At 72.7% G+C, this 23,120-nt stretch carries 20 protein-coding genes; all 20 read left to right on the plus strand.

Annotated elements, in window-relative coordinates; translation table 11 throughout:
* The first annotated feature begins 9 nt into the window (after positions 1-9).
* Positions 10-2,682, plus strand: a complete 2,673-nt coding sequence (gene alaS / locus ACZZ97_RS06460; protein WP_314100891.1) for an alanine--tRNA ligase — start codon at positions 10-12, stop codon at positions 2,680-2,682.
* A gap of 7 nt (positions 2,683-2,689) precedes the next feature.
* Positions 2,690-3,199: a Holliday junction resolvase RuvX gene (ruvX, locus tag ACZZ97_RS06465; protein WP_463472635.1), complete on the plus strand. Its 510-nt coding sequence runs from the start codon at positions 2,690-2,692 to the stop codon at positions 3,197-3,199.
* 266 nt (positions 3,200-3,465) lie between these two features.
* The gene (gene mltG / locus ACZZ97_RS06470) at positions 3,466-4,449 is read left to right on the plus strand and encodes an endolytic transglycosylase MltG (protein WP_463472636.1); all 984 of its coding nucleotides are present in this window, start codon (positions 3,466-3,468) and stop codon (positions 4,447-4,449) included.
* Positions 4,446-5,051, plus strand: coding sequence for a shikimate kinase (locus ACZZ97_RS06475; protein ID WP_314100894.1), 606 nt, complete (start codon positions 4,446-4,448; stop codon positions 5,049-5,051). Before mltG ends, ACZZ97_RS06475 begins: the two co-directional genes overlap by 4 nt.
* Entirely contained in the window at positions 5,048-6,139 is a 1,092-nt protein-coding gene (aroB, locus tag ACZZ97_RS06480) for a 3-dehydroquinate synthase (protein ID WP_314100896.1), read from the plus strand. The genes ACZZ97_RS06475 and aroB overlap by 4 nt, the downstream gene beginning before the upstream one ends.
* Positions 6,140-6,218: 79 nt before the next feature.
* Positions 6,219-6,782 (plus strand): elongation factor P, encoded by a 564-nt coding sequence (efp, locus tag ACZZ97_RS06485; protein ID WP_123545904.1) that lies wholly within the window; start codon positions 6,219-6,221, stop codon positions 6,780-6,782.
* A gap of 18 nt (positions 6,783-6,800) precedes the next feature.
* Positions 6,801-7,211: a transcription antitermination factor NusB gene (gene nusB / locus ACZZ97_RS06490; RefSeq protein WP_146900715.1), complete on the plus strand. Its 411-nt coding sequence runs from the start codon at positions 6,801-6,803 to the stop codon at positions 7,209-7,211.
* Positions 7,212-7,316: 105 nt separating this feature from the next.
* Positions 7,317-7,859: a bifunctional pyr operon transcriptional regulator/uracil phosphoribosyltransferase PyrR gene (gene pyrR, locus ACZZ97_RS06495; RefSeq protein WP_314100899.1), complete on the plus strand. Its 543-nt coding sequence runs from the start codon at positions 7,317-7,319 to the stop codon at positions 7,857-7,859.
* The gene (locus ACZZ97_RS06500) at positions 7,856-8,812 is read left to right on the plus strand and encodes an aspartate carbamoyltransferase catalytic subunit (RefSeq protein WP_314100902.1); all 957 of its coding nucleotides are present in this window, start codon (positions 7,856-7,858) and stop codon (positions 8,810-8,812) included. Before pyrR ends, ACZZ97_RS06500 begins: the two co-directional genes overlap by 4 nt.
* A complete protein-coding gene (locus ACZZ97_RS06505; protein WP_463472637.1) occupies positions 8,809-10,179 on the plus strand; it encodes a dihydroorotase in 1,371 nt (456 codons plus the stop codon). The genes ACZZ97_RS06500 and ACZZ97_RS06505 overlap by 4 nt, the downstream gene beginning before the upstream one ends.
* On the plus strand, positions 10,176-10,700 hold the full coding sequence (locus ACZZ97_RS06510; RefSeq protein WP_314100906.1) for a PH-like domain-containing protein: 525 nt from the start codon (positions 10,176-10,178) through the stop codon (positions 10,698-10,700). Before ACZZ97_RS06505 ends, ACZZ97_RS06510 begins: the two co-directional genes overlap by 4 nt.
* A complete protein-coding gene (gene carA / locus ACZZ97_RS06515) occupies positions 10,693-11,877 on the plus strand; it encodes a glutamine-hydrolyzing carbamoyl-phosphate synthase small subunit (protein WP_463472638.1) in 1,185 nt (394 codons plus the stop codon). Before ACZZ97_RS06510 ends, carA begins: the two co-directional genes overlap by 8 nt.
* Positions 11,877-15,152, plus strand: a complete 3,276-nt coding sequence (carB, locus tag ACZZ97_RS06520) for a carbamoyl-phosphate synthase large subunit (protein WP_463472639.1) — start codon at positions 11,877-11,879, stop codon at positions 15,150-15,152. The genes carA and carB overlap by 1 nt, the downstream gene beginning before the upstream one ends.
* The gene (gene pyrF, locus ACZZ97_RS06525) at positions 15,149-16,033 is read left to right on the plus strand and encodes an orotidine-5'-phosphate decarboxylase (RefSeq protein ID WP_463472640.1); all 885 of its coding nucleotides are present in this window, start codon (positions 15,149-15,151) and stop codon (positions 16,031-16,033) included. The genes carB and pyrF overlap by 4 nt, the downstream gene beginning before the upstream one ends.
* Complete coding sequence (gmk, locus tag ACZZ97_RS06530; protein WP_123545888.1) at positions 16,030-16,935, plus strand: guanylate kinase; 906 nt, start codon at positions 16,030-16,032, stop codon at positions 16,933-16,935. The genes pyrF and gmk overlap by 4 nt, the downstream gene beginning before the upstream one ends.
* A gap of 60 nt (positions 16,936-16,995) precedes the next feature.
* A complete protein-coding gene (gene rpoZ / locus ACZZ97_RS06535; RefSeq protein WP_123545886.1) occupies positions 16,996-17,262 on the plus strand; it encodes a DNA-directed RNA polymerase subunit omega in 267 nt (88 codons plus the stop codon).
* A 210-nt stretch (positions 17,263-17,472) separates the two neighbouring features.
* Positions 17,473-18,693, plus strand: a complete 1,221-nt coding sequence (metK, locus tag ACZZ97_RS06540; protein ID WP_463473769.1) for a methionine adenosyltransferase — start codon at positions 17,473-17,475, stop codon at positions 18,691-18,693.
* Between the two features lie 10 nt (positions 18,694-18,703).
* Positions 18,704-20,719 carry a primosomal protein N' family DNA-binding protein gene (locus ACZZ97_RS06545; protein WP_463472641.1) on the plus strand — a complete coding sequence of 672 codons (2,016 nt, stop codon included), beginning with the start codon at positions 18,704-18,706 and terminating at the stop codon, positions 20,717-20,719.
* Positions 20,720-20,733: 14 nt separating this feature from the next.
* Positions 20,734-21,756, plus strand: coding sequence for a methionyl-tRNA formyltransferase (locus tag ACZZ97_RS06550; RefSeq protein WP_463472642.1), 1,023 nt, complete (start codon positions 20,734-20,736; stop codon positions 21,754-21,756).
* A complete protein-coding gene (locus tag ACZZ97_RS06555) occupies positions 21,753-23,114 on the plus strand; it encodes an RsmB/NOP family class I SAM-dependent RNA methyltransferase (protein WP_463472643.1) in 1,362 nt (453 codons plus the stop codon). Before ACZZ97_RS06550 ends, ACZZ97_RS06555 begins: the two co-directional genes overlap by 4 nt.
* Positions 23,115-23,120: the final 6 nt, after the last annotated feature.

The raw sequence follows: 23,120 nt of genomic DNA on the forward strand, positions 1-23,120 counted from the left end.
AGGAGAACCATGCAGACCGCCGAGATCCGCCGCCGTTGGCTCGACTACTTCGGGGAGCGCGGGCACACCGTCGTCCCGTCCGCCTCGCTGGTCAGCGACGACCCGTCGCTGCTCTTCACCGTGGCCGGCATGGTGCCGTTCATCCCGTACCTGACCGGTCTCGTGCCGACCCCGTACGCGCGCGCGACGAGCGTGCAGAAGTGCATCCGCACCAACGACATCGAGGAGGTCGGCAAGACCCCCCGGCACGGCACGTTCTTCCAGATGAACGGCAACTTCTCGTTCGGCGACTACTTCAAGGAGGAGGCCATCGGCTACGCCTGGGAGCTGCTGACCTCGAGCGAGGCCGACGGCGGCCTCGCGTTCTCGCCCGACGACCTCTGGGTCACCGTCTACGAGGAGGACGACGAGGCGATCGCCCTCTGGAAGAAGGTGGCGGGCCTCCCCGACGAGCGCATCCAGCGCCTCGGCAAGGACACCAACTACTGGCACACCGGCCAGCCCGGCCCCGCGGGCCCGTGCTCCGAGATCTTCTTCGATCGCGGCCCGGCCTACGGCGCCGACGGAGGCCCCGCCACGGACGACGACCGCTACGTCGAGATCTGGAACCTGGTGTTCATGCAGTACCAGATCGAGAACGTCCGGTCGAAGGTCGATTTCGACATCGTCCGCGAGCTGCCGAACAAGAACATCGACACCGGCATGGGCCTGGAACGTGTCGCGTTCCTCAAGCAGGGCGTCGACAACATGTACGAGATCGACCAGGTCCGTCCCGTGCTCGACGCCGCCTCCGAGCTGTCCGGGCGCCGCTACGGCGCCGTCCACGACGACGACGTGCGGATGCGCGTCATCGCCGACCACGTCCGCAGCGCCCTGATGCTCATGAGCGACGGCGTCCGGCCGTCCAACGAGGGCCGCGGCTACATCCTGCGCCGCCTGCTGCGGCGCTCGGTCCGATCGATGCGCCTCCTGGGCGTCGAGGGCACCACCTTCCCGGTCCTGTTCGCAGCGTCCCGCGACGCGATGAAGTCGGCCTACCCCGAGGTCGAGCGCGACTGGGACAGGATCTCGGGCCTCGCCTTCGCCGAGGAGGAGACGTTCCTCCGCACCCTGGCCGCCGGCACGAGCATCCTCGACATCGCCGTCGAGGACACCAAGGACGCGGCAGGGGCAGGCACCCAGCCCCGCCTGGCCGGCGACACGGCCTTCCTGCTGCACGACACCTTCGGGTTCCCGATCGACCTCACCCTCGAGATCGCCGAGGAGAGCGGCCTCACGGTCGACCGTGAGGCGTTCGACCGGCTCATGAGCGAGCAGCGCGCCCGCGCCAAGGCCGACGCCAAGTCGCGCAAGGTGGCCCTCGCCGACCTGAGCGTCTACAGCGCCTTCCGTGCGCAGGGCGAGACCGTGTTCACCGGGTACGACGTGCTCGACACCGAGACGCGCGTGCTCGGCCTCATCGTCGACGGCGCCAGCGTCGACCGCGCCGTCGCGGGCGACATCGCCGAGGTGATCCTCGCCGAGACGTCGCTGTACGCCGAGTCGGGCGGCCAGGACGCCGACGCCGGCAGCATCGTCGGCACGGGCTTCGACCTCGAGGTCCTCGACGTCCAGAAGCCGGTCAAGGGCCTGGTCAGCCACCGTGTCCAGGTGCGCTCGGGAGAGGTCGGCGTCGGCGACGCCGCCACCAGCGTCGTCGACCCTGCCTACCGCCGCGGCGCCACGCAGGCCCACTCGGCGACGCACCTCGTGCACGCCGCGCTCAGGGAGGTGCTCGGACCGGAGGCGCACCAGGCCGGTTCGTACAACAAGGCCGGCTACCTCCGCCTCGACTTCAACTGGAGCCAGGCGCTCAGCCCGGCCACCCGCAGCGAGGTCGAGGAGGTCGCGAACGCGGCCGTGCGCGAGGACCTCGCCGTCACCACCCGCGTGCTGCCCCTCGACGAGGCCCGGTCGATGGGCGCGATGGCGCTCTTCGGCGAGAAGTACGGCGAGACGGTCCGGATGGTCGACATCGGCGGCCCGTGGTCGCGGGAGCTGTGCGCAGGTACCCACGTCGCCACGAGCGCCCAGATCGGCCTCATCAACCTCGTCAGCGAGACCTCCGTCGGCTCCACGAACCGTCGGGTGGAGTCGCTCGTCGGCCTCGACGCGTTCCGCGACTTCGCCGCGGAGCGGGCCATCGTCTCGCAGCTGACGTCCTCGCTCCGGACGCCGCGCGAGCAGCTCCCGGAGCGCATCGGCGACCTGGTGTCCAGCCTGCGCGCGGCCGAGAAGAAGATCGCGGAGTTCGAATCGGCGCAGCTGTCGCTGCGCGTCCCCGCGCTCGTCGAGCAGGCAGCTGCCGTCGGGTCCCTCACCGTCGTCGCCGAGTCGGTGGGCACGGTCAAGACGACCGACGAGCTGCGGTCGCTCGTCCTGTCGGTGCGCGAGCGCCTCGGCAGCGACTCCGCCTCGGTGGTCGCGCTGGCGGCCGACGTCGCCGGCAAGCCCGCCGTCATCGTCGCCACGACGGCCCCCGCCCGCTCGGCCGGCGTCAAGGCGGGTCAGCTCGCCCGCACGGCGGCGGGGATCCTCGGCGGAGGCGGCGGCGGGAAGGACGACCTGGCGCAGGGCGGCGGATCCGACGTCACCGCGATCACGACGGCGCTCACGGGCATCGTCGCCGCGCTGCGGTCCTGAGCGCCGCGTGAGGACGGGAGTGCGCCTAGGCGTCGACGTGGGGAAGGCCCGCATCGGCGTCGCCCGCACCGATCCGTCGGGCATGATCGCGACGCCCGTCGAGACGGTGCCGCGGGCGGCGTCGGGGTCGGCTGACGTCGACGCCATCCTCGGCCACGTGTCGGAGCTCGACGCCCTGGAGGTGGTGGTCGGCCTCCCGCTGTCGCTGTCGGGCGGCGACACGGCGTCCACCGGCGACGCCCGCGACTTCGCGGCGGCCATCGCGGCCCGGTGTCCTGTTCCCGTGCGGCTGGTGGACGAGCGGCTGTCGACGGTGAGTGCGCAGACTGCACTTCGCGCTTCAGGGCGCAAGGGCAAGAGACAACGATCCGTCATCGATCAAGTCGCCGCTGTTATCATCGTCCAGCACGCGCTCGAGCTCGAGCGGTCGAGCGGTCTCCCGCCCGGCCATCTCGTGAGCGCCCCGGTCGTCGACGACGGCGCCGGAGACCGACCCGACACCGACGAAAGACGATGACGCGTGGCCGACGATCCGAACTGGGACGACATCTTCTCCTCCCAGCCCCCCACCGAGGCGAAGGACGACGCCGGTCGACCTCCCGCCGCAGCACCGAGCACCCGCAAGGCGACGCGCGAGCAGGAGAAGGCCCCTCGTCGAGCTGAGCGCCGTGCCGCCCGCGACGACGGCGGCCACCGTCCCCGTCGCAGCCGCAAGGGCGGCATCGTCCTCCTCGTCATCGCCCTCGTCGTCGTGGGAGGCGGCACCGCCGGCGTCGTCGCCGCGTGGGGCGCGGTCGCGCCCCTCGTCGCGAAGCTCGGGGGAACGACGCGCCCGAGGACTACCCGGGCGCCGGCAACGGGACCGAGGTCTCGTTCGCGATCACGAGCGGCGAGAACGGCTCGGACATCGCCACGAACCTCTTCGACAGCGGCGTCACTGCCAGCTTCGAGTCGGTCTACGCGATGCTCGTCGCCGACACCACCCTCACCTTCCAGCCCGGCACGTACACGCTCCAGCAGGAGATGAGCGCGACGTCGGCGGTCAGCGCCCTGCAGGACAGCGCGAACCGGGTTACCGACAAGCTCGTGATCCCCGAGGGCACCGCCGTCGCCGACGTCTACAGCCTCATCTCGTCGGCGACCGAGATCCCCGAGGCCGACGTCCAGGCCGCGGCGGCCGACGTGGCCTCCTTCGGCCTCCCTGCCGAGGCCACCTCCCTCGAGGGCTGGTTGTTCCCCGCGACGTACGAGCTCGATCCCGGGCTCGACGCGCACGGCTACCTGCAGCTCCTCGTCGACACGATGAAGCAGCGACTGGTCGACGCCGGCGTCGCACCGGCCGACCAGCAGCACGTCATCGTCTTCGCCTCGCTGATCCAGCGCGAGGCCGGTCTCGCGGACGACTACCCGAAGGTCGCGCGCGTCTTCCAGAACCGCCTCGACGACGGCATGCTCCTGCAGTCCGACGCGACCGTCGCCTACGGCACCGGCAACACCCACCGGGTCACGACGACCGACGAGGAGCGCGGTGACGAGTCGAACCCGTACAACACGTACCAGCACCTCGGCCTGCCGGTCGGGCCCATCTCCAACCCGGGAGACCTCGCGATCAACGCGGCCATCGCGCCGGCGGACGGCACGTGGCTGTACTTCGTGACGACGAACCTCGACACGGGCGAGACGACGTTCTCGACGACGCTGGCCGAGCACGAGGCCGCCGTGAAGGTGTGGCAGGCGTGGATGCGGGAGCACCCCGAGTACCAGTGACCCCCTCGACCGACACGAACGCCGCGGGCGCGGCACCGCTCGACCGCCCCGTGGCGATGATCGGCCCGATGGGCGCGGGCAAGTCCAGCATCGGCAAGAAGCTCTCCCGGCGCCTCGGCGTGGGGTTCCTCGACACCGATCGCCTGCTCGTGCAACGGCACGGCCCCGTGGCCGACATCTTCTCCCGTGACGGCGAGCCGCGCTTCCGCGAGCTGGAGCGCGATGTCGTCGCCGAGGCGCTCGCCTCGACCGGCGTGGTCTCGCTCGGAGGAGGCGCGGTGCTCGACCCGCTCACCCGGGAGCGCCTCCGGAGCGCCTCCGTGGTCCTCCTCACGGTGACGCCCGAGGCGGTGGCGGATCGGCTCGCGGGCTCGAGCCGTCCCTTGCTCGCCGAGGGCGGGATGGACGCCTGGCGGGCCATCGCGCTCGAGCGCGAGCCGGTCTACCGCAGCCTGGCCGACGTGGTCGTCGACACGTCGAGACGCCCCGTCTCCCACGTCGTCGACGACGTGGTCGCCTGGCTCGCCGCCGCCGCTGCCGCTGCCGCTGCCGCTGCCGGCTCACCCGACCTCCCGCACCACCGACAGGAAGACGACGCATGACCGACGAGACGACCGACGTCACCACCATCCGCGTCGAGGGCGAGGCCCCCTACGACGTCCTCGTCGGCCACGGGGTCCGCTCGCGCATCCCCGCCCTGCTCGGACCGCAGACGAAGAAGGTCCTGATCGTGCACGCGCCGACGCTCGGGCGCAAGGCGAACGAGCTGCGCGACGCGCTGGTCGAGGCCGGCCTCGAGGCCCTCATCGCCGAGGTCCCCGACTCGGAGGACGCCAAGCGCGTCGAGGTGGCGGCGTTCTGTTGGCAGGTGCTGGGCCAGGCCGACTTCACCCGGACCGACGCGGTGATCGGCCTCGGCGGGGGAGCCGTGACCGATCTCGCCGGCTTCGTCGCCGCGACCTGGCTCCGAGGCGTACAGCTCGTCCAGGTGCCGACGACCGTGCTCGGCATGGTCGACGCGAGCGTCGGCGGCAAGACCGGCATCAACACCGCCGAGGGCAAGAACCTCGTGGGCGCCTTCTGGGCCCCGACGGCCGTGGTGGCCGACCTCGACATGCTCGACACGCTGAGCCGCAACGAGATCCTCGCGGGCTTCGCCGAGGTCGTGAAGGCCGGCTTCATCGCCGAGCCCGAGATCCTCGACATCGTCGAGGCCGACGTCGACCGTGCCGTCGACCCGACGACCCCCGAGTTCCGACGGGTCGTCGAGCTGTCGATCGCCCTCAAGGCACGGGTCGTCGGCCAGGACTTCACCGAGCAGGGCCTCCGGGAGATCCTCAACTACGGGCACACGCTCGGCCACGCCGTCGAGCACGCCGAGCGCTACCAGTGGCGGCACGGGGCCGCGGTGTCGGTCGGGATGGTCTTCGCCGCCGAGCTCGGCCGGCTGACCGGGCGTCTGTCCGACGACGCCGTCGACCGCCACCGGCGCATCCTCGAGTCGCTGACCCTGCCGACGAGCTACCCCCTCGGCCGCTGGAACACGCTCCTCGCCACGATGCAGCGCGACAAGAAGGCCCGAGCCGGCATGCTCCGGTTCATCGTGCTCGACGACATCGGCAAGCCGACGGTCGTCACCGGCCCCGACTCGAGCCTGCTCTTCGCGGCGTACCAGGAGATCGGCTCCTGAGGGCTCGCGGCCCGTCCGCTACACTCGAACCCGGCCAGATCCGGCCCCACCCACCTCACTCCGATCGGACCTCGCACGCATGGCGACCACCAACGACATCAAGAACGGCGCCGTCCTCGACCTGGACGGCCAGCTCTGGAACGTGATCGAGTTCCAGCACGTGAAGCCGGGCAAGGGCGGCGCCTTCGTCCGCACCAAGATGAAGAACGTGCGCTCGGGCAAGGTCGTCGACAAGACCTTCAACGCCGGCACCAAGATCGAGTTCGCCAACGTCGACCGCCGCGAGTACACGTACCTCTACGCCGAGGCCGACGGGTACGTGTTCATGGACACCACGGACTACGACCAGATCAACGTGCCCGCCACCATCGTCGGCGACGCGAAGAACTTCATGCTCGAGAACCAGAACGTCCAGATGGCGCTGCACGACGGCAACCCGCTCTACATCGAGCTCCCCGCCTCCGTCGTCCTCGAGGTCACCTACACCGAGCCCGGCCTGCAGGGCGACCGCTCCACCGGCGGCACGAAGGCGGCCACCGTCGAGACCGGCTACGAGATCCAGGTCCCGCTGTTCCTCGAGACCGGCACCAAGGTCAAGGTCGACACGCGCGACGGCGGCTACCTCGGCCGCGTCAACGAGTAGTCGGCGGCCACCCGCACAGTGAGCGCACGCACCAAGGCGCGCAAGCGCGCCCTCGACGTCCTGTACGTCGCCGACATCCGCCAGATCAGCATGACCGACGCCCTGGCCGCCGAGACGGCACGGGCCCGTCAGGAGCCAGAGCGGAACTCCAGCTGGGGCTACGCCCGCGACCTCGTCCAGGGCGTCATCGACCACCAGGGCGAGATCGACGAGCTGATCGAGACGTACGCCCAGGGCTGGACGATGGCCCGCATGCCGACGCTCGACCGGGGCATCCTCCGGATCGGCGTCTTCGAGCTGCTGCACAACGACGAGGTCCCCGACCACGTGGCGATCAGCGAGGCGGTCGAGCTGGCCCAGTCGCTCAGCACGGACGACTCGGCTCCCTTCGTGAACGGGTTGCTCGGGCGCATCGCCACGAGCGGCTAGGCTCGGTGCCGGCGACGGGCACCCTCCACGGGGGGCGGCCGAGCCGGCACCACCACCACCGACGTCCTTTAAGTTCCGTCCCGAGAGGCGGGGAAGGAGGTCCGATTGAGCACACGCACCGTGCTGAGTCAGGCTGACATCACGCGCGCCCTGACGCGCATCTCCCACGAGGTCCTGGAGTCGAACCGGGGTCCGGACGGCCTCGTCGTGCTGGGCATCCCCACGCGAGGCGTCGTCCTCGCCGAGCGCATCGGCGCCCAGCTCTCGTCGATCTCCGGCGTCGCGGTCCCGACCGGCTCCGTCGACGTGACCATGTACCGCGACGACCTGCGCCGCAACCCGACGCGGGCCAGCCAGCCCACGCGCCTGCCCGACGGCGGCATCGACGGCGCGACCGTGGTGCTCGTCGACGACGTGCTCTACTCCGGCCGGACCATCCGTGCCGCCCTCGACGCCCTCAGCGCGCTGGGACGCCCCCGGGCCGTCCGCCTCGCCGTGCTCGTCGACCGGGGCCACCGCGAGCTGCCGATCCGCGCCGACTTCGTCGGCAAGAACCTGCCCACGTCGGCGGCCGAGCGCATCTTCGTGCGGCTGCACGGCGTCGACGACGACGAGCTCGTCGCCATCGAGGGCGGTGCCGACGCGTGAAGCACCTCCTCAGCACCGCCGACCTCGGTCGCGACGACGCCGTGCGCATCCTCGACGTCGCGGAGGACATGGCCGACGTCTCGACCCGTCAGGTCAAGAAGCTGCCGACCCTGCGCGGCACGACCGTGGTGAACCTCTTCTACGAGGACAGCACCCGCACCCGCATCTCGTTCGAGGCGGCGGCCAAGCGCCTCAGCGCCGACGTCATCAACTTCGCCGCCAAGGGATCGAGCGTCTCGAAGGGCGAGTCCCTCAAGGACACCGCCCAGACGCTGGCCGCGATGGGCGCCGACGGCATCGTCATCCGGCACCCGGCGTCCGGGGCTCCCCGTGTCCTCGCGGACAGCGGCTGGGTCGACGCCGGGATCGTCAACGCGGGCGACGGCACGCACGAGCACCCGACGCAGGCCCTGCTCGACGCCTTCACGATGCGTCGTCGGGTGCACGGCGACGCGAGCCGCGGCCGCGACCTCGACGGCCTCGAGGTGCTGATCGTCGGCGACATCCTGCACTCGCGGGTCGCGCGGTCCAACGCGTGGCTGCTGCGGACCCTCGGGGCCCACGTGACGGTGGTGGCGCCTCCCACGCTCCTGCCGGTCGACGTCAGCCGCCTGGGCGTCGACGTGCACTACGACCTCGACGAGGCGATCGCCCGGGTGCAGCCCGACGTCGTCATGATGCTGCGCATCCAGCAGGAGCGCATGGCCGAGGCGTTCTTCCCCAACGCCCGCGAGTACGCCCGTTCCTGGGGCCTCGGGGCGGCACGCTTCCGGTCCCTGCCGCCCGCGGCGCTCGTCATGCACCCGGGCCCGATGAACCGCGGCCTCGAGATCGGCGACGACGCCGCCGACTCGCCCCGCTCGACCGTGCGCGAGCAGGTCGGCAACGGCGTGGCCGTGCGGATGGCCGTGCTCTACCTCACACTCGCCGGCGACCGGGAGGACTCCCTGTGACCACCACCCACCTGCTCCGCGCCGTCGAGACCGTCGACGGCACCCGCACCGACGTCCTCGTGCGCGACGGGGTCGTCGTCGAGCTCGGCTCAGGCCTCAGCGCCCCGGGGGCCGAGGTGATCGACGCCGACGGCCTGCTCGCGCTGCCCGGCCTCGTCGACCTGCACACGCACCTCCGCGAGCCGGGCGGCGAGGGGGCCGAGACGGTCCTCACCGGGTCCCGCGCGGCCGCCGCCGGCGGGTTCACCGCCGTCAACGCCATGGCCAACTCGTCGCCGGTCGCCGACACCGCGGGCGTCGTCGAGCAGGTGCAGGCCCTCGGCGAGCGAGCGGGCTACGTCACGGTCCGGCCGATCGGAGCCGTCACCCAGGGCCTCGAGGGCCGCCGGCTCTCCGAGATCGGCGCCATGGCCCGGTCCCGCGCGGCCGTCCGCGTCTTCTCCGACGACGGCCACTGCGTCTCCGACCCCCTGCTGATGCGCCGCGCGCTCGAGTACGTCAAGGGCTTCGGGGGAGTCGTCGCCCAGCACGCGCAAGAACCTCGCCTCACCGAGGGGGCCCAGATGAACGAGGGCGCCCTGTCGGCCGAGCTCGGCCTCGGCGGCTGGCCCGCCGTCGCCGAGGAGTCGATCATCGCCCGCGACGTCCTGCTCGCCGACCACGTCGGCGCCCGCCTGCACGTCTGCCACGTCTCGACCGCGGGCAGCGTCGAGGTCGTGCGCTGGGCCAAGGCGCGGGGCATCGACGTGACCGCCGAGGTCACTCCGCACCACCTCCTCCTCACCGAGGACCTGGTCTCGAGCTACGACTCGCGCTACAAGGTCAACCCGCCGCTCCGCCGGGCGGAGGACGTGGAGGCGCTGCGGGCGGCCCTCGCCGACGGCACGATCGACATCGTCGCCACCGACCACGCCCCGCACACCTCGGAGGCGAAGCACTGCGAGTGGGACGCCGCCGCGAACGGCATGGTCGGCCTCGAGAGCGCCCTCTCCGTCGTGCACCGGACGATGGTCGAGACGGGCCTGATCGGCTGGGCGGACGTGGCCCGCGTGCTGTCGGTCGAACCGGCGCGCATCGGGCAGGTGGAGGGGCACGGACGACCGCTGGCCGTCGGGGAGCCCGCCGAGCTCACCCTCTACGATCGAGGGGTGAGCAGGACCTTCGGCACCGAGCACCTGGCGGGCCGCAGCCGCAACTCGCCCTTCCTCGGGCACACGCTGCCCGGGCAGGTCGTCGCGACGCTGCACCAGGGCTACGCCACCGTCCGTGACGGCGTCGTCGTCGACGAGCGCGAGATCGCCGACCGCGCCGCACGGGTGGCCGCGGCGGCCGTGCTGGCCGCCCCCGAGCCCGCGGGTGCCCCGTGAACCGCTGGGTGATCGGCGCGGGCATCCTCGTCCTGCTCGTGTTCGTCGTCCTCCTCATGGTCCGCTCCTGGCGCGCCCGAGGTCGACGACAGGCGGACATCGCCCTGCCCGAGACGGCACCCGACGCGCTGTCGCCGGCGCTCGTCGAGCACGACGGGTTCTACGTCGCGACGACCCGGGCGGGCGACCCGCTCGACCGGATCGTGGTCGGCGGGCTCGGCTTCCGGGGCAGGGCCGTCATCTCGGTGCACCGGGAGGGCGTGCGCCTCGAGATCGCGGGCGAGCCCGCGAAGCTGGTCCGCGCCTCCTCGATCCGCGACGTCGGCCGCGCGACCTGGACCATCGACCGCGTGGTCGAGACCGACGGGCTCGTGCTCGTCGCCTGGAGCCTCGGCGACACCGACGTCGACACCTACCTGCGCGTCACGGACGACCCCCGCCCGCTCGTCGACGCCGTCCGCACCATCACGACCTCGGCCCCCACGGCCGGCACCACCACAGGAGAGCAGACCATTGACTGACGCGTCCACCACCACCCGGGCCGTCCTGGTGCTCGAAGACGGGACCCGCTACGCCGGCCGCGCCTACGGCGCCGTCGGGCGGACGCTCGGGGAGACCGTCTTCGCCACCGGCATGACCGGCTACCAGGAGACCCTCACCGACCCGTCCTACGCGGGGCAGATCGTCGTCATGACGGCCCCGCACATCGGCAACACGGGCGTGAACGACGAAGACCCCGAGTCACGTCGCATCTGGGTCTCGGGCTTCGTCGTCCGCGACGCCAGCCGCGTCGTCTCGAACCACCGTGCCCAGGGCAGCCTCGACGACCAGCTCGTCGCCGACGGCGTCGTGGGCATCCGCGGCATCGACACCCGCGCGCTGACCCGCCGCCTCCGCGACGTCGGCTCGATGCGCGGCGGCGTCTTCAGCGGACCCGACGCCGAGCTCGGCGACGACGAGCAGCTCGCCCTCGTGCGCGGCTCGGCCGACATGCGCGGCCTCAGCCTCTCGAGCCAGGTCTCGACCGTCGAGCCCTACGTGCTCGAGGCCGAGGGCGAGCTCGTCGGCTCCGTCGCGGTGCTCGACCTGGGAGTCAAGACGTCGACGCTGCGCTACCTCGCCCAGCGCGGCTTCCGCGTGCACGTCCTCCCGCAGGACACGACGCCGGAGCAGCTCCGCGCCCTCGCGCCCGACGCGCTCTTCTTCTCGAACGGCCCCGGCGACCCCGCGGCCAGCGACGCCCAGGTCGAGCTGCTGCGCGGCGCCCTCCGCGACGGCCTGCCCTACTTCGGCATCTGCTTCGGCAACCAGCTGTTCGGCCGGGCCCTCGGCTTCGACACGTACAAGCTGCCCTTCGGGCACCGCGGCATCAACCAGCCGGTGCTCGACAAGACGACCGGCAAGGTCGAGATCACGAGCCAGAACCACGGCTTCGCGGTCGACGCCCCCGTCGAGGGCGTGCTCGACTCGCCCGCCGGCTTCGGCCGCGTCGAGGTCAGCCACTTCAGCCTCAACGACAACGTCGTCGAGGGCCTCCGCGCCCTCGACATCCCGGCCTTCTCGGTGCAGTACCACCCCGAGGCGGCGGCCGGGCCCCACGACAGCAACCACCTCTTCGACCGCTTCCGCGAGGCGGTCGTGGCCCGCAAGTCCGGCCAGCCCGTCGACTTCGGCTCCGACCTCGAAAGAAGCAACTGATGCCCAAGCGCGCAGACATCAACTCGGTCCTCGTCATCGGCTCCGGGCCGATCGTCATCGGCCAGGCGGCCGAGTTCGACTACTCGGGCACCCAGGCGTGCCGCGTCCTCCGCGAGGAGGGGGTGCGCGTCATCCTCGTGAACCCGAACCCGGCCACGATCATGACCGACCCCGACTTCGCCGACGCCACCTACGTCGAGCCCATCACGTCCGAGGTCCTCGAGGCGATCATCGTCAAGGAGCGACCCGACGCGATCCTGCCGACCCTCGGCGGCCAGACGGCGCTCAACGCCGCCATCGCGCTCGACGAGGAGGGCATCCTCGCCAAGCACGGCGTCGAGCTGATCGGCGCCAAGGTCGAGGCGATCCAGAAGGGCGAAGATCGCCAGCTCTTCAAGGAGCTGGTGCTCGAGTCGGGCGCCGACGTCGCGAAGTCGTACATCGCGCACACCGTCGAGGAGGCGGTCGACTTCGCCGAGGACCTCGGCTACCCGCTCGTCATCCGTCCGTCGTTCACGATGGGCGGCCTCGGCTCGGGCTTCGCGTACACGCGCGACGAGCTCGTCCGCATGGTCACCGACGGCCTCCACCAGAGCCCCACCACCGAGGTCCTGCTCGAGGAGAGCATCCTGGGCTGGAAGGAGTACGAGCTCGAGATGATGCGCGACACGGCCGACAACACGGTCGTCGTCTGCTCGATCGAGAACGTCGACCCGGTCGGCGTGCACACGGGCGACTCGATCACGGTGGCCCCCGCGCTCACGCTCACCGACCGCGAGTACCAGAACCTCCGCGACATCTCGATCGACATCATCCGCCGCGTGGGCGTCGACACCGGAGGCTGCAACATCCAGTTCGCCATCGACCCTGCCGACGGCCGTGTCATCGTCATCGAGATGAACCCGCGCGTCTCGCGCTCCAGCGCGCTGGCGTCGAAGGCGACGGGCTTCCCGATCGCCAAGATCGCCGCGAAGCTGGCCCTCGGGTACCGCCTGGACGAGATCCCGAACGACATCACGAAGGTGACGCCCGCCTCCTTCGAGCCCACCCTCGACTACGTCGTCGTCAAGGTGCCCCGGTTCGCCTTCGAGAAGTTCCCCGCGGCCGACACGACCCTCAGCACGACGATGAAGAGCGTCGGCGAGGCGATGGCCATCGGCCGCAACTTCGCCCAGGCGCTGCAGAAGTCGCTGCGCTCGCTCGAGAAGCGCGGGTCGAGCTTCCACTGGGAGGGCGAGCCCGGCGACCGGGAGGCGCTGCTCGCGCTGGCGCACACGCCCACCGACGGCCGCATCGTCACCGTCCAGCAGGCCCTCCGTGCCGGCGCCACGGCCGAGCAGGTCTTCGACTCGACCGCCATCGACCCCTGGTTCATCGACCAGGTCGTCCTCATCAACGAGGTCGCCGACGAGATCGCCGCCGCGGCCAAGCTCGATGCCGAGCTGTTCGCGCACGCCAAGGACCACGGCTTCAGCGACGTCCAGATCGGCCAGCTGCGCGGGCTCGGCGAGCAGGAGGTGCGCGAGCTGCGCTGGTCGCTCGGCGTGCGACCCGTGTTCAAGACGGTCGACACCTGCGCGGGGGAGTTCCCCGCGCTGACCCCGTACCACTACTCGAGCTACGACCTCGAGACGGAGGTCGCCCCGAGCGACCGCCGCAAGGTGGTCATCCTCGGCTCGGGCCCGAACCGCATCGGCCAGGGCGTCGAGTTCGACTACTCGTGCGTGCACGCCAGCTTCGCCCTGAGCGACGCGGGCTACGAGACGATCATGGTCAACTGCAACCCCGAGACGGTCTCGACCGACTACGACACGAGCGACCGGCTCTACTTCGAGCCGCTCACCCTCGAGGACGTCCTCGAGGTCGTGCACGCCGAGTCCGTCAGCGGCGAGCTCGTCGGCGTCGTCGTGCAGCTCGGCGGCCAGACCGCCCTCGGCCTCGCCAAGGGCCTCGAGGCGGCCGGCGTCCCGATCCTCGGCACCTCGCCCGACGCCATCGACTCCGCCGAGGAGAGAGGGCTGTTCTCCGCGATCCTCGACGAGGCCGGCCTGCTGGCCCCGCGCAACGGCACCGCGACCGACTACGAGACCGCCGTCGCCGTCGCCGAGGAGATCGGCTACCCCGTGCTCGTCCGCCCCTCGTACGTGCTCGGCGGCCGCGGCATGGAGATCGTCTACGACAGCCCCTCCCTCGCCGACTACTTCGTCCGCGTGAGCGACCAGGCGATCATCGGACCGGACGCGCCCCTGCTCGTCGACCGGTTCCTGGACGACGCGGTGGAGATCGACGTCGACGCCCTCTACGACGGCACCGAGCTCTACGTCGGCGGCGTCATGGAGCACATCGAGGAGGCGGGCATCCACTCGGGCGACTCGAGCTGCACCCTGCCTCCGGTGACCCTCGGCAAGGGCGAGATCGACCGCGTCCGCGAGGCCACGCTCGCCATCGCGGAGGGCATCGGCGTCCGCGGCCTGCTCAACGTGCAGTTCGCGATCGCGGCCGGCGTCCTCTACGTGATCGAGGCGAACCCCCGGGCGAGCCGCACGGTGCCGTTCGTCTCGAAGGCGCTCGGCATCCCGCTCGCCAAGGCGGCGTCGCTCGTCATGGTCGGCCAGGGCATCCGCGAGCTCGTCGAGAGCGGGCTGCTGCCCTCCCAGGACGGCTCGGACGTGCCGCTCGACTCCCCGATCTCCGTCAAGGAGGCGGTGCTCCCCTTCAAGCGGTTCCGCACGAAGGAGGGCCAGGTCGTCGACAGCGTCCTCAGCCCCGAGATGCGCTCCACCGGCGAGGTCATGGGCATCGACCGGGACTTCCCCCGCGCCTTCGCGAAGAGCCAGACGGCGGCGTACGGCGGGCTGCCCACGACGGGCACCGTCTTCGTCAGCGTCGCCGACCGTGACAAGCGCGCCATCGTGCTGCCCGTCCTGCGCCTCCAGCAGCTCGGCTTCCGCGTGCTCGCGACCGAGGGCACGGCGACCGTGCTCATCCGCAACGGGATCGCGGCCGAGATCGTCGGCAAGTACAGCGCCGGCGGCGAGAGCGTCGTCGACCTGATCAACCGCGACGAGGTCGACATCGTGATCAACACGCCGAGCGGCTCGAGCGCCCGCGCGGACGGCTACGAGATCCGCGCCGCCACCGTCGCGGCCGACAAGGCCCTCTTCACCACGATCGCGCAGCTCGGCGCGGCGGTGGCCTCGATCGAGGCCATCCACACTCCGTTCGAGGTCACGAGCCTGCAGGACTACGGTCTGGCGCGGGCGGCACGGCGGTGACGGGCGCCTCCGTCGCCGCTGCCGTCCCGGCCGCCTCCTTCGGCGCCCGCCTCGCCGACGTCCTCGAGACGACCGGGGGCCTCTGCGTCGGCATCGACCCGCACGCGTGGCTCCTCGACGAGTGGGGGCTGCCGACCAGCGCGGCCGGCGCGCGCGAGCTCGGCCTGCGCGCGGTCGAGGCGACCGCCGGGTCGGCCGGGGTGGTGAAGCCCCAGGTGGCCTTCTTCGAGCGCTGGGGCTCGGCCGGCTTCGCCGCGCTCGAGGACGTCCTCGCGGCCGCCAGGCACGCCGGGCTGATCGTGATCGGCGACGCCAAGCGCGGCGACGTCGGCAGCACGATGGACGGCTACGCCGAGGCCTGGTTCGCCCCCGACTCGCCCCTCCGGGTCGACGCCCTCACGGTGTCCCCGTACCTCGGCTTCGACTCGCTCCGCAGCACGATCGACCGGGCCCGTCAGGTCGGCGCGGGCGTCTTCGTCCTCGCCGCGACCTCCAACCCGGAGGCGCGGGCCGGGCAGACCGCGAGCGTCGCCGGCCCCGACGGCACGTCACGGACCCTGGCGGCAGGTATCGTCGACCAGGTGCGAGACGACGACCAGGCAGCGGGGGAGACCCGACTCGGCTCCGTGGGCCTCGTGCTCGGGGCGACCGTCGACCTCGCGTCGTACGGCATCGACACGGCGGCGCTGACCGGCGTCCCCGTCCTCGCGCCCGGCTTCGGCCACCAGGGGGCTCGCGTCTCCGACCTGGCGGCCCTCTACGGCGCGGCGGCGCGCACCGTCCTCGTCTCGACCTCCCGGGGCGTCCTCGCCGCCGGCCCCGACGGCATGGCCGCGGCCGTCCGCGACGCCGCGGAGGAGGTGCGCTCGTGCCTCGCATGACCCCGCCGCCGGTCGACCGTGCTGCCGCCGCCCGTGCTGCGGTCGCTGCACGTCGTGCCCGCGCAGCCGTCAAGGCGTCCGTCGCCGAACGGCGGCGCACCGCGCTCGACGTCGCCGAGGCCGCCTGGGCCGGCGAGCCGACGGCCCCCGAGGCGACGCTGCGCGTCCGCGAGCTCCTCACGAGCATCCCCGGCATCGGGCCCACCCGGGTCGCCCGCATCATGACCGACCTCGGCATCGCCGAGTCGAAGCGCGTCGGCGGCCTCGGGGTCCGGCAGCGTCGCATCCTCGGCGACTGGCTCGCCGTCCGTGAGGCCCGGGGACGCGTGCGGTCGCGACTCGTCGTCCTCGCCGGCCCCACGGCCGTCGGCAAGGGCACCGTCTCGACCCACATCCGCGAGAACTACCCCGACGTGCACCTCTCCATCTCGGCGACCACCAGGGCCCCGCGTCCCGGCGAGGTCGACGGCGTGCACTACTACTTCGTCGACGACGCCGAGTTCGACCGGATGATCCGCGAGCGCGAGCTGCTCGAGTGGGCCACCGTGCACAACTCGTACCGCTACGGCACGCCGAGGCCCCCGATCGACGCCGCGCTGCAGGCCGGGCGGAGCGTCCTGCTCGAGATCGATCTCCAAGGTGCGCGACTCGTCCGCACGGCGATGCCCGAGGCCGTCCTCGTCTTCCTCCTGCCGCCCACCTGGGACGAGCTGGTCCGCCGGCTGATCGGCCGGGGCACGGAGGACGCGGCCGAGCAGCAGCGTCGGCTCGAGACCGCGAAGGTCGAGCTGGCCGCCCAGGACGAGTTCGACGTGAAGGTCGTGAACCACGACGTGCCCGAAGCAGCCCGCGAGGTCGTAGAATTGATGACTGCGCCCGAGGACGCACGCCCGCGGGCGTGACTCGCGCCCCGATCTCTGCACCTGCCGGTGCCTGACAGAACCCCACAACGAGGAGTGACCATGGCCGACAAGAACAAGGGCATCATCGATCCGCCCATCGACGAGCTGCTCTCGAAGGTCGAGTCGAAGTACGCGCTCGTCATCTTCGCGTCCAAGCGCGCACGTCAGATCAACGACTACTACGCCGACCTGCACGAGGGCAGCCTCTTCGACAACGTCGGTCCGCTCGTCGACAGCACCATCGACGACAAGCCCCTCTCCGTCGCGATGCACGAGATCAACGAGGACAAGCTCGAGGCGAAGCCCCTGCCCGCCGCCGCGGAGTAGTCGCCGCACGGCCGCCCGTGGTCGTCTGACGTCAGCGTCATCCGACGTACTCGTCGTCCGACGTCACTGTCGGCGGCCGGCCGTAGCATCGAACGAGGCCCCCGGGGAGACCGTCCCGCGGGGCCTCGCCGCGTCCGACGACGCCCGACGCCCTCACCCCCCGATCTCGACCCCGACCCCGACCCCGGAGCCCCTGTGACCTCTTCCGACGTGACACCCGACAGCACCGCGACCGCGCCGACGAGCCTCCGGCTCTTCACCTCGGAGTCGGTCACCGAGGGCCACCCCGACAAGATCTGCGACCAGATCTCCGACGGCATCCTCGACGCGCTGCTCGCGGTCGACCCGCAGAGCCGGGTCGCCGTCGAGACGATGGTGACGACCGGGCTCGTCCACGTCGCGGGCGAGGTCACGACCAAGGGCTACGTCGACATCCCGACGATCGTCCGCGACCTCATCGTCGGCATCGGCTACGACTCGTCGGCCGTCAGCTTCGACGGCCGCACCTGCGGCGTCGAGGTGTCCATCGGCGCCCAGTCGCCCGACATCGCCCAGGGCGTCGACACGGCGCTGGAGGCGCGGGGCGGCACCTCGGACGACGCCCTCGACCGCCAGGGCGCCGGCGACCAGGGCATCATGTTCGGGTACGCCACCAACGAGACGCCGCAGTACATGCCCCTGCCGGTGTGGCTGGCCCACCGGCTGGCGGAGCGGCTGGCGCACGTCCGCAAGAGCGGCGAGCTCGACTACCTCCGGCCCGACGGCAAGACCCAGGTCACCGTCGGCTACGACGGCGTGGTCCCGCGCACGGTCGACACGGTCGTCGTCTCCACCCAGCACTCGCCGAGCGTCTCGACCGAGCAGCTCGAGGCCGACGTGATCGCCCACGTCGTGCGACCGGTGCTCGACGAGGCAGGGCTCGACTCGACGGGTACGCGCTTCATCATCAACCCCACGGGGCGCTTCGAGATCGGCGGCCCGCAGGGCGACGCCGGCCTCACCGGCCGCAAGATCATCGTGGACACCTACGGCGGCGCGAGCCGCCACGGGGGCGGCGCGTTCTCGGGCAAGGACCCGTCGAAGGTCGACCGCTCGGCCGCCTACGCCATGCGCTGGGTCGCCAAGAACGCCGTCGCGGCAGGCCTGGCCGACCGCATCGAGCTGCAGGTCGCCTACGCCATCGGCCGGGCGGCTCCCGTCGGGCTCTACGTCGAGACCTTCGGCACCGGCCACGTGGCCGACGAGGTCATCATCGACGCCGTCCGACAGGTCTTCGACCTGCGCCCCGCGGCCATCATCCGTGACCTCGACCTGCTGCGGCCGATCTACGCGGCGACGTCGACCTACGGCCACTTCGGCCGCGAGCTGCCCGAGTTCACCTGGGAGGCCCTCGACCGCGTCGATGCGCTCCGGGCCGCCGCCGGTCTCTGACCCAGCTGCCGTGAGCGTGCCCGTCGCGAGCGAGCGGCCGTCGCCGCGCGCCGTGGCGCGGGTGCTGGTCGAGTCGCCGCTGCCGCAGCTCGACCGGCTCTTCGACTACGCCGTCCCGGCGCACCTGCGCGATGACGTCGTGCCCGGCATCCGGGTCAAAGTCCCGCTCCGGTCGGCCGGGCGCATCGCGGACGGGTTCGTGGTCGAGGTCGTCGAGTCGTCGGCGCACGGGGGCGAGCTGAGCGAGGTCGAGGCGATCGTCTCGACCGCCTCCGTCCTCGCACCCGAGGTGTACGCGCTGGCCAGGACAGTGGCCGACCGAGCGGGCGGCTCCGCGAGCGACGTGCTGCGCCTGGCCGTGCCGCCCCGCCAGGCGAGGGTCGAGAAGCAGGTGCTCGCGGCCGCGACGGCCGCCGCCGAGTCGGGCGAGACGGTCGCGCACCCCGTCGTCGTCGCCACTGAGGTGACGGGCTACGGGTCCGGCCAGCTGGCGGGCATCGTCGCCGCCCGCGGCCGGGCCGCCGTCGACGCCGTCCCCCTGCTCGACGAGTTGCCCGACGGCTCCTGGGTCGGCCGGTGGGCCGTCACGGTCGCCCAGCTGGCGACGGTGGCCCTGGCCGCGGGCGAGAACGCGATCGTCGCGGTGCCCGACCACCGTGACGAGGACCAGGTCCTGCGCGCCCTGGCGGCCCTGCTGCCCACCGAGAGCGTGGTCCGGCTCGACTCGAAGCAGTCGAACGCCGACCGCTACCGGTCGGTGCTGCGGGCCAGGGGCGGTCAGCCGCTCGTCCTCGTCGGCAACCGGTCCGTGCTCCTCGCGCCGTCGGCGCGTCTCGGCCTGATCGTCGTCTTCGACGACGGCGACCCCCTGATGGGCGAGCCGTTGAGCCCGTACGTGCACGCGCGGGACACCGCGCTGGTGCGGCAGTCCCAGCAGCAGACCGCGCTCGTGTTCCTCGGCCACGCGCGGAGCACCGACGTGCAGCGACTCGTCGAGATCGGCTTCCTCGCCGAGGTCCGTCCCGACCCCCGCTACCAGCCCCACGTCGTGCCCACGTCCCAGCAGGCGGCCCAGGACGGCTTCGCCGCCCAGGCACGGATCCCCTCGACGGCCTGGACGGCGGCGCGGGCCGCGGTCGAGGACGGTCCGGTGCTGGTCCAGGTGGCCCACCCCGGTTACTCTCCGCGCCTGGCCTGCACGGAGTGCGGCGACACGGCACGGTGCACGCGCTGCGGCGGGCCGCTCGTCCAGCGGGCGCAGGGCGCCCAGCCGGCCTGCTCGTGGTGCGGCGCCCTCGCCGTGGGCTGGCGCTGCTCGACCTGCGAGGGCACGCAGATGAAGTCGGTCGGCACGGGGGCGTCCCGCACGGCCGACGAGCTCGGCAAGGCCTTCCCGGGGGTGCGCGTGATCGTGTCCGACGGCTCCCGCCAGGTGACGCACGTCGACTCCGAGCCCGCGATCGTCGTCGCGACGCGGGGCGCCGAGCCGATCCCGCCCGGTGGCTACCGTGCCGTCCTGCTGCTCGACGGCGAGCGGATGCTCGCGAGGGAGAGCCTGCGGGTGGCCGAGGACTGCCTCCGTTGGTGGGCGAACGCGGCGGCCCTCGCGGCGCGGCGCGCGCCGATCGTGCTGGTCGGCGTCGGCGGGGCGATCGCCTCCTCCCTCGCGACCTGGGAGCTGGCTCGCTACGCGTCCGGCGAGCTGGCCGACCGGCGTGAGCTGCGGTTCCCGCCGGCCGTCCGCGTCGCGACCGTGACGGGCGGCGTCGAGACCGTCGCCCGTGCCCTCGACGAGCTGCCCGAGGGCGTCCGGAAGGAGACGCTGGGCCCGGTCGACGTGCCCGACGCCGGCGTCCGCGCGATCGTGCGCTTCGACTACGCCAGCGGGCACGACGTCGCGCAGGTGCTGCGGTCCCAGGTCATCCGCGCCGCGACGGAGCGCCGCAAGGCGATCGGCTCCCGTCGTGGCCGGGGGCTGCCTACACTCAGGGTGCGGTTCGACGACGTCGAGCCGTTCACCGACTGACCTCCAGGAACCCCTTGCGCCTCGTCTTCGCCGGCAGCCCGTCGGCCGCCGTCCCGTCCCTCACCGCCCTCGCCGCGAGCGAGCACGAGGTGGTCGCCGTCGTCACCCGCGACGACACGCCCCAGGGCCGTCGCCGTGTCCTCACCGCGACCCCGGTCGCCCTCGAAGCCGAGCGCCTCGGGCTTCCGGTCGTCAAGACCCGGCGCATCACCGACGAGGTCGCCGAGTGGATCGCCGCCCTCGACGCCGACCTCGGGGTCGTGGTCGCCTTCGGCGCCCTCCTCAAGGAGCCGGTCCTGTCCGCGCCCCGGCTCGGCTGGGTCAACCTGCACTTCTCCCTGCTGCCTCGCTGGCGCGGGGCGGCCCCGGTGCAGCGGTCGCTCATGGCCGGTGACGAGCGCACGGGCGCCGTGGTGTTCCAGCTCGTGCCCGAGCTCGACGCCGGCGACCTGCTGGGCACCCTCGAACGTGCCCTCGACGGCACGGAGACCGCCGGCGACCTGCTCGACGAGCTCGCGGCCACCGGTGCGGACCTCCTCGGCGACGTCGTCGACCGGCTCGCCTCGGGCACGGCCGAGGCGGTCGCCCAGGTCGGCGAGGTGACCCTCGCGCCCAAGCTCGTCCTGGGCGACGGCGCGCTCGACCTCACGCTCCCGGCGACCCAGGTGGTCGACCGCTGGCGGGGCACCACGCCCGAGCCCGGCGCCCACCTGCCGTTCGGCGACGCCCGGCTCAAGGTGCTCGAGCTCCGTGCCGTGGTCGCGGGCGCAGACGACTCGGACGGCGCGGCCACGGGCGGCGGGTCGCTAGCGCCGGGGCGGATGTCGCTCCGGGGCCGCCGCCTCCTCGTCGGCACGGGCACGGCACCGCTCGAGCTGGTCCGCGTCCAGCCGCCCGGCAAGAAGCCGATGGTCGGGGCCGACTGGAGCCGCGGGCTGCCGTCTGTCGACGACGTGCTGCTGACGCAGCCGGCCGCGACGACGGGCGGCGACACGACGACCATGAGCACCACGACCGACGAGGAGGCCCCCGCGTGAGCCGCGTCCAGCCCGCCCGCCAGGTCGCCCTCGACGTGCTCCGCGCCGTCGCCGACGACGACGCCTACGCCAACCTGCTCCTGCCCGCCCGCATCGCCCGCGCCGGCCTCGACGCTCAGGACGCCGCCCTCGCGACCGAGCTCACCTACGGCACGCTCCGCATGTCGGGCTACTACGACCGCGTCGTCGCTCTCGCCGCCCGGCGCCCGGCCGACGCGATCGACCCGGCCCTGCTCGACGTGCTCCGGCTCGGGGTCCACCAGCTGCTCTCGACGCGGGTGGCCGCGCACGCCGCGGTCGACGAGTCGGTCGAGCTCGCGCGCCAGGTCGGCAGCCGCGCCGGCACCGGCTTCGTCAACGGCGTCCTCCGGACGGTCGGTCGCTCCACACCCGACGAGTGGCGCGAGCACGTGCTCGCCGCCGCGACGAGCGACGACGACCGGCTCGCCGCCGAGTGGTCGCACCCGGTGTGGGTCATCCGTGCCCTGCGCCGCTCGCTCGCCGCGGAGGGCCGCCAGGACGAGCTCGTCGACCTGCTGGCCGCCGACAACGTGCCCCCGCGGGTCAGCCTCGTCGCCCTGCCCGGGCTGGCAGAGCCGTCCGAGCTCGGCGGCGACGACGCGCTGCTCTCGCCGCTGGCGCGGGTCAGCGCCGGGGGAGACCCTGCCCAGCAGCCCGTGGTCCGCTCGGGCCGAGCCCGCGTCCAGGACGAGGGCTCGCAGCTCGCCGCACTGCTGCTGAGCCGCCACCACGACGCCGCCCCCGGCGAGCGGTGGCTCGACATGTGCGCGGGTCCCGGCGGCAAGGCGGCCCTGCTCGCCGCCGAGGCGGCCAGGGTCGGTGCGCACCTCGTCGCCAACGAGCTCGTCCCGGCCCGCGTCGGGCTCGTCCGCCAGGCCCTCGCGGCCGTCCCCGGGGACGTCGACGTCCGCGAGGGCGACGCCGTCCGCTTCGGCGTCGACGAGCCTGGCGGCTACCAGCGCATCCTGCTCGACGCGCCGTGCACCGGCCTCGGCGCCCTCCGCCGTCGTCCCGAGGCGCGCTGGCGCAAGCAGCCCGGCGACGTGGGCGAGCTCACCCGCCTCCAGGCCGACCTCCTCGCCAGCGCCCTCGACGCGCTCGCGCCGGGCGGCCTGCTCGCCTACGTCACGTGCTCGCCGCACCTCGCCGAGACCCGGGCGATCGTCGAGTCCGGGCTGCGTCGCCGCGACGACGTCGAGCTGCTCGACGGCCCCGAGGCCGTCGCGCGGGTCGCCGTGGGCGAGGTCGACCTCGCCTCCGGGCCCTACGTCCAGCTGTGGCCCCACCGCCAGGGCACGGACGCCATGTTCGTCGCCCTCGTGCAGAAGAAGGCCTGACGCAGA

This window comes from Frigoribacterium sp. AC512 (assembly GCF_979258295.1).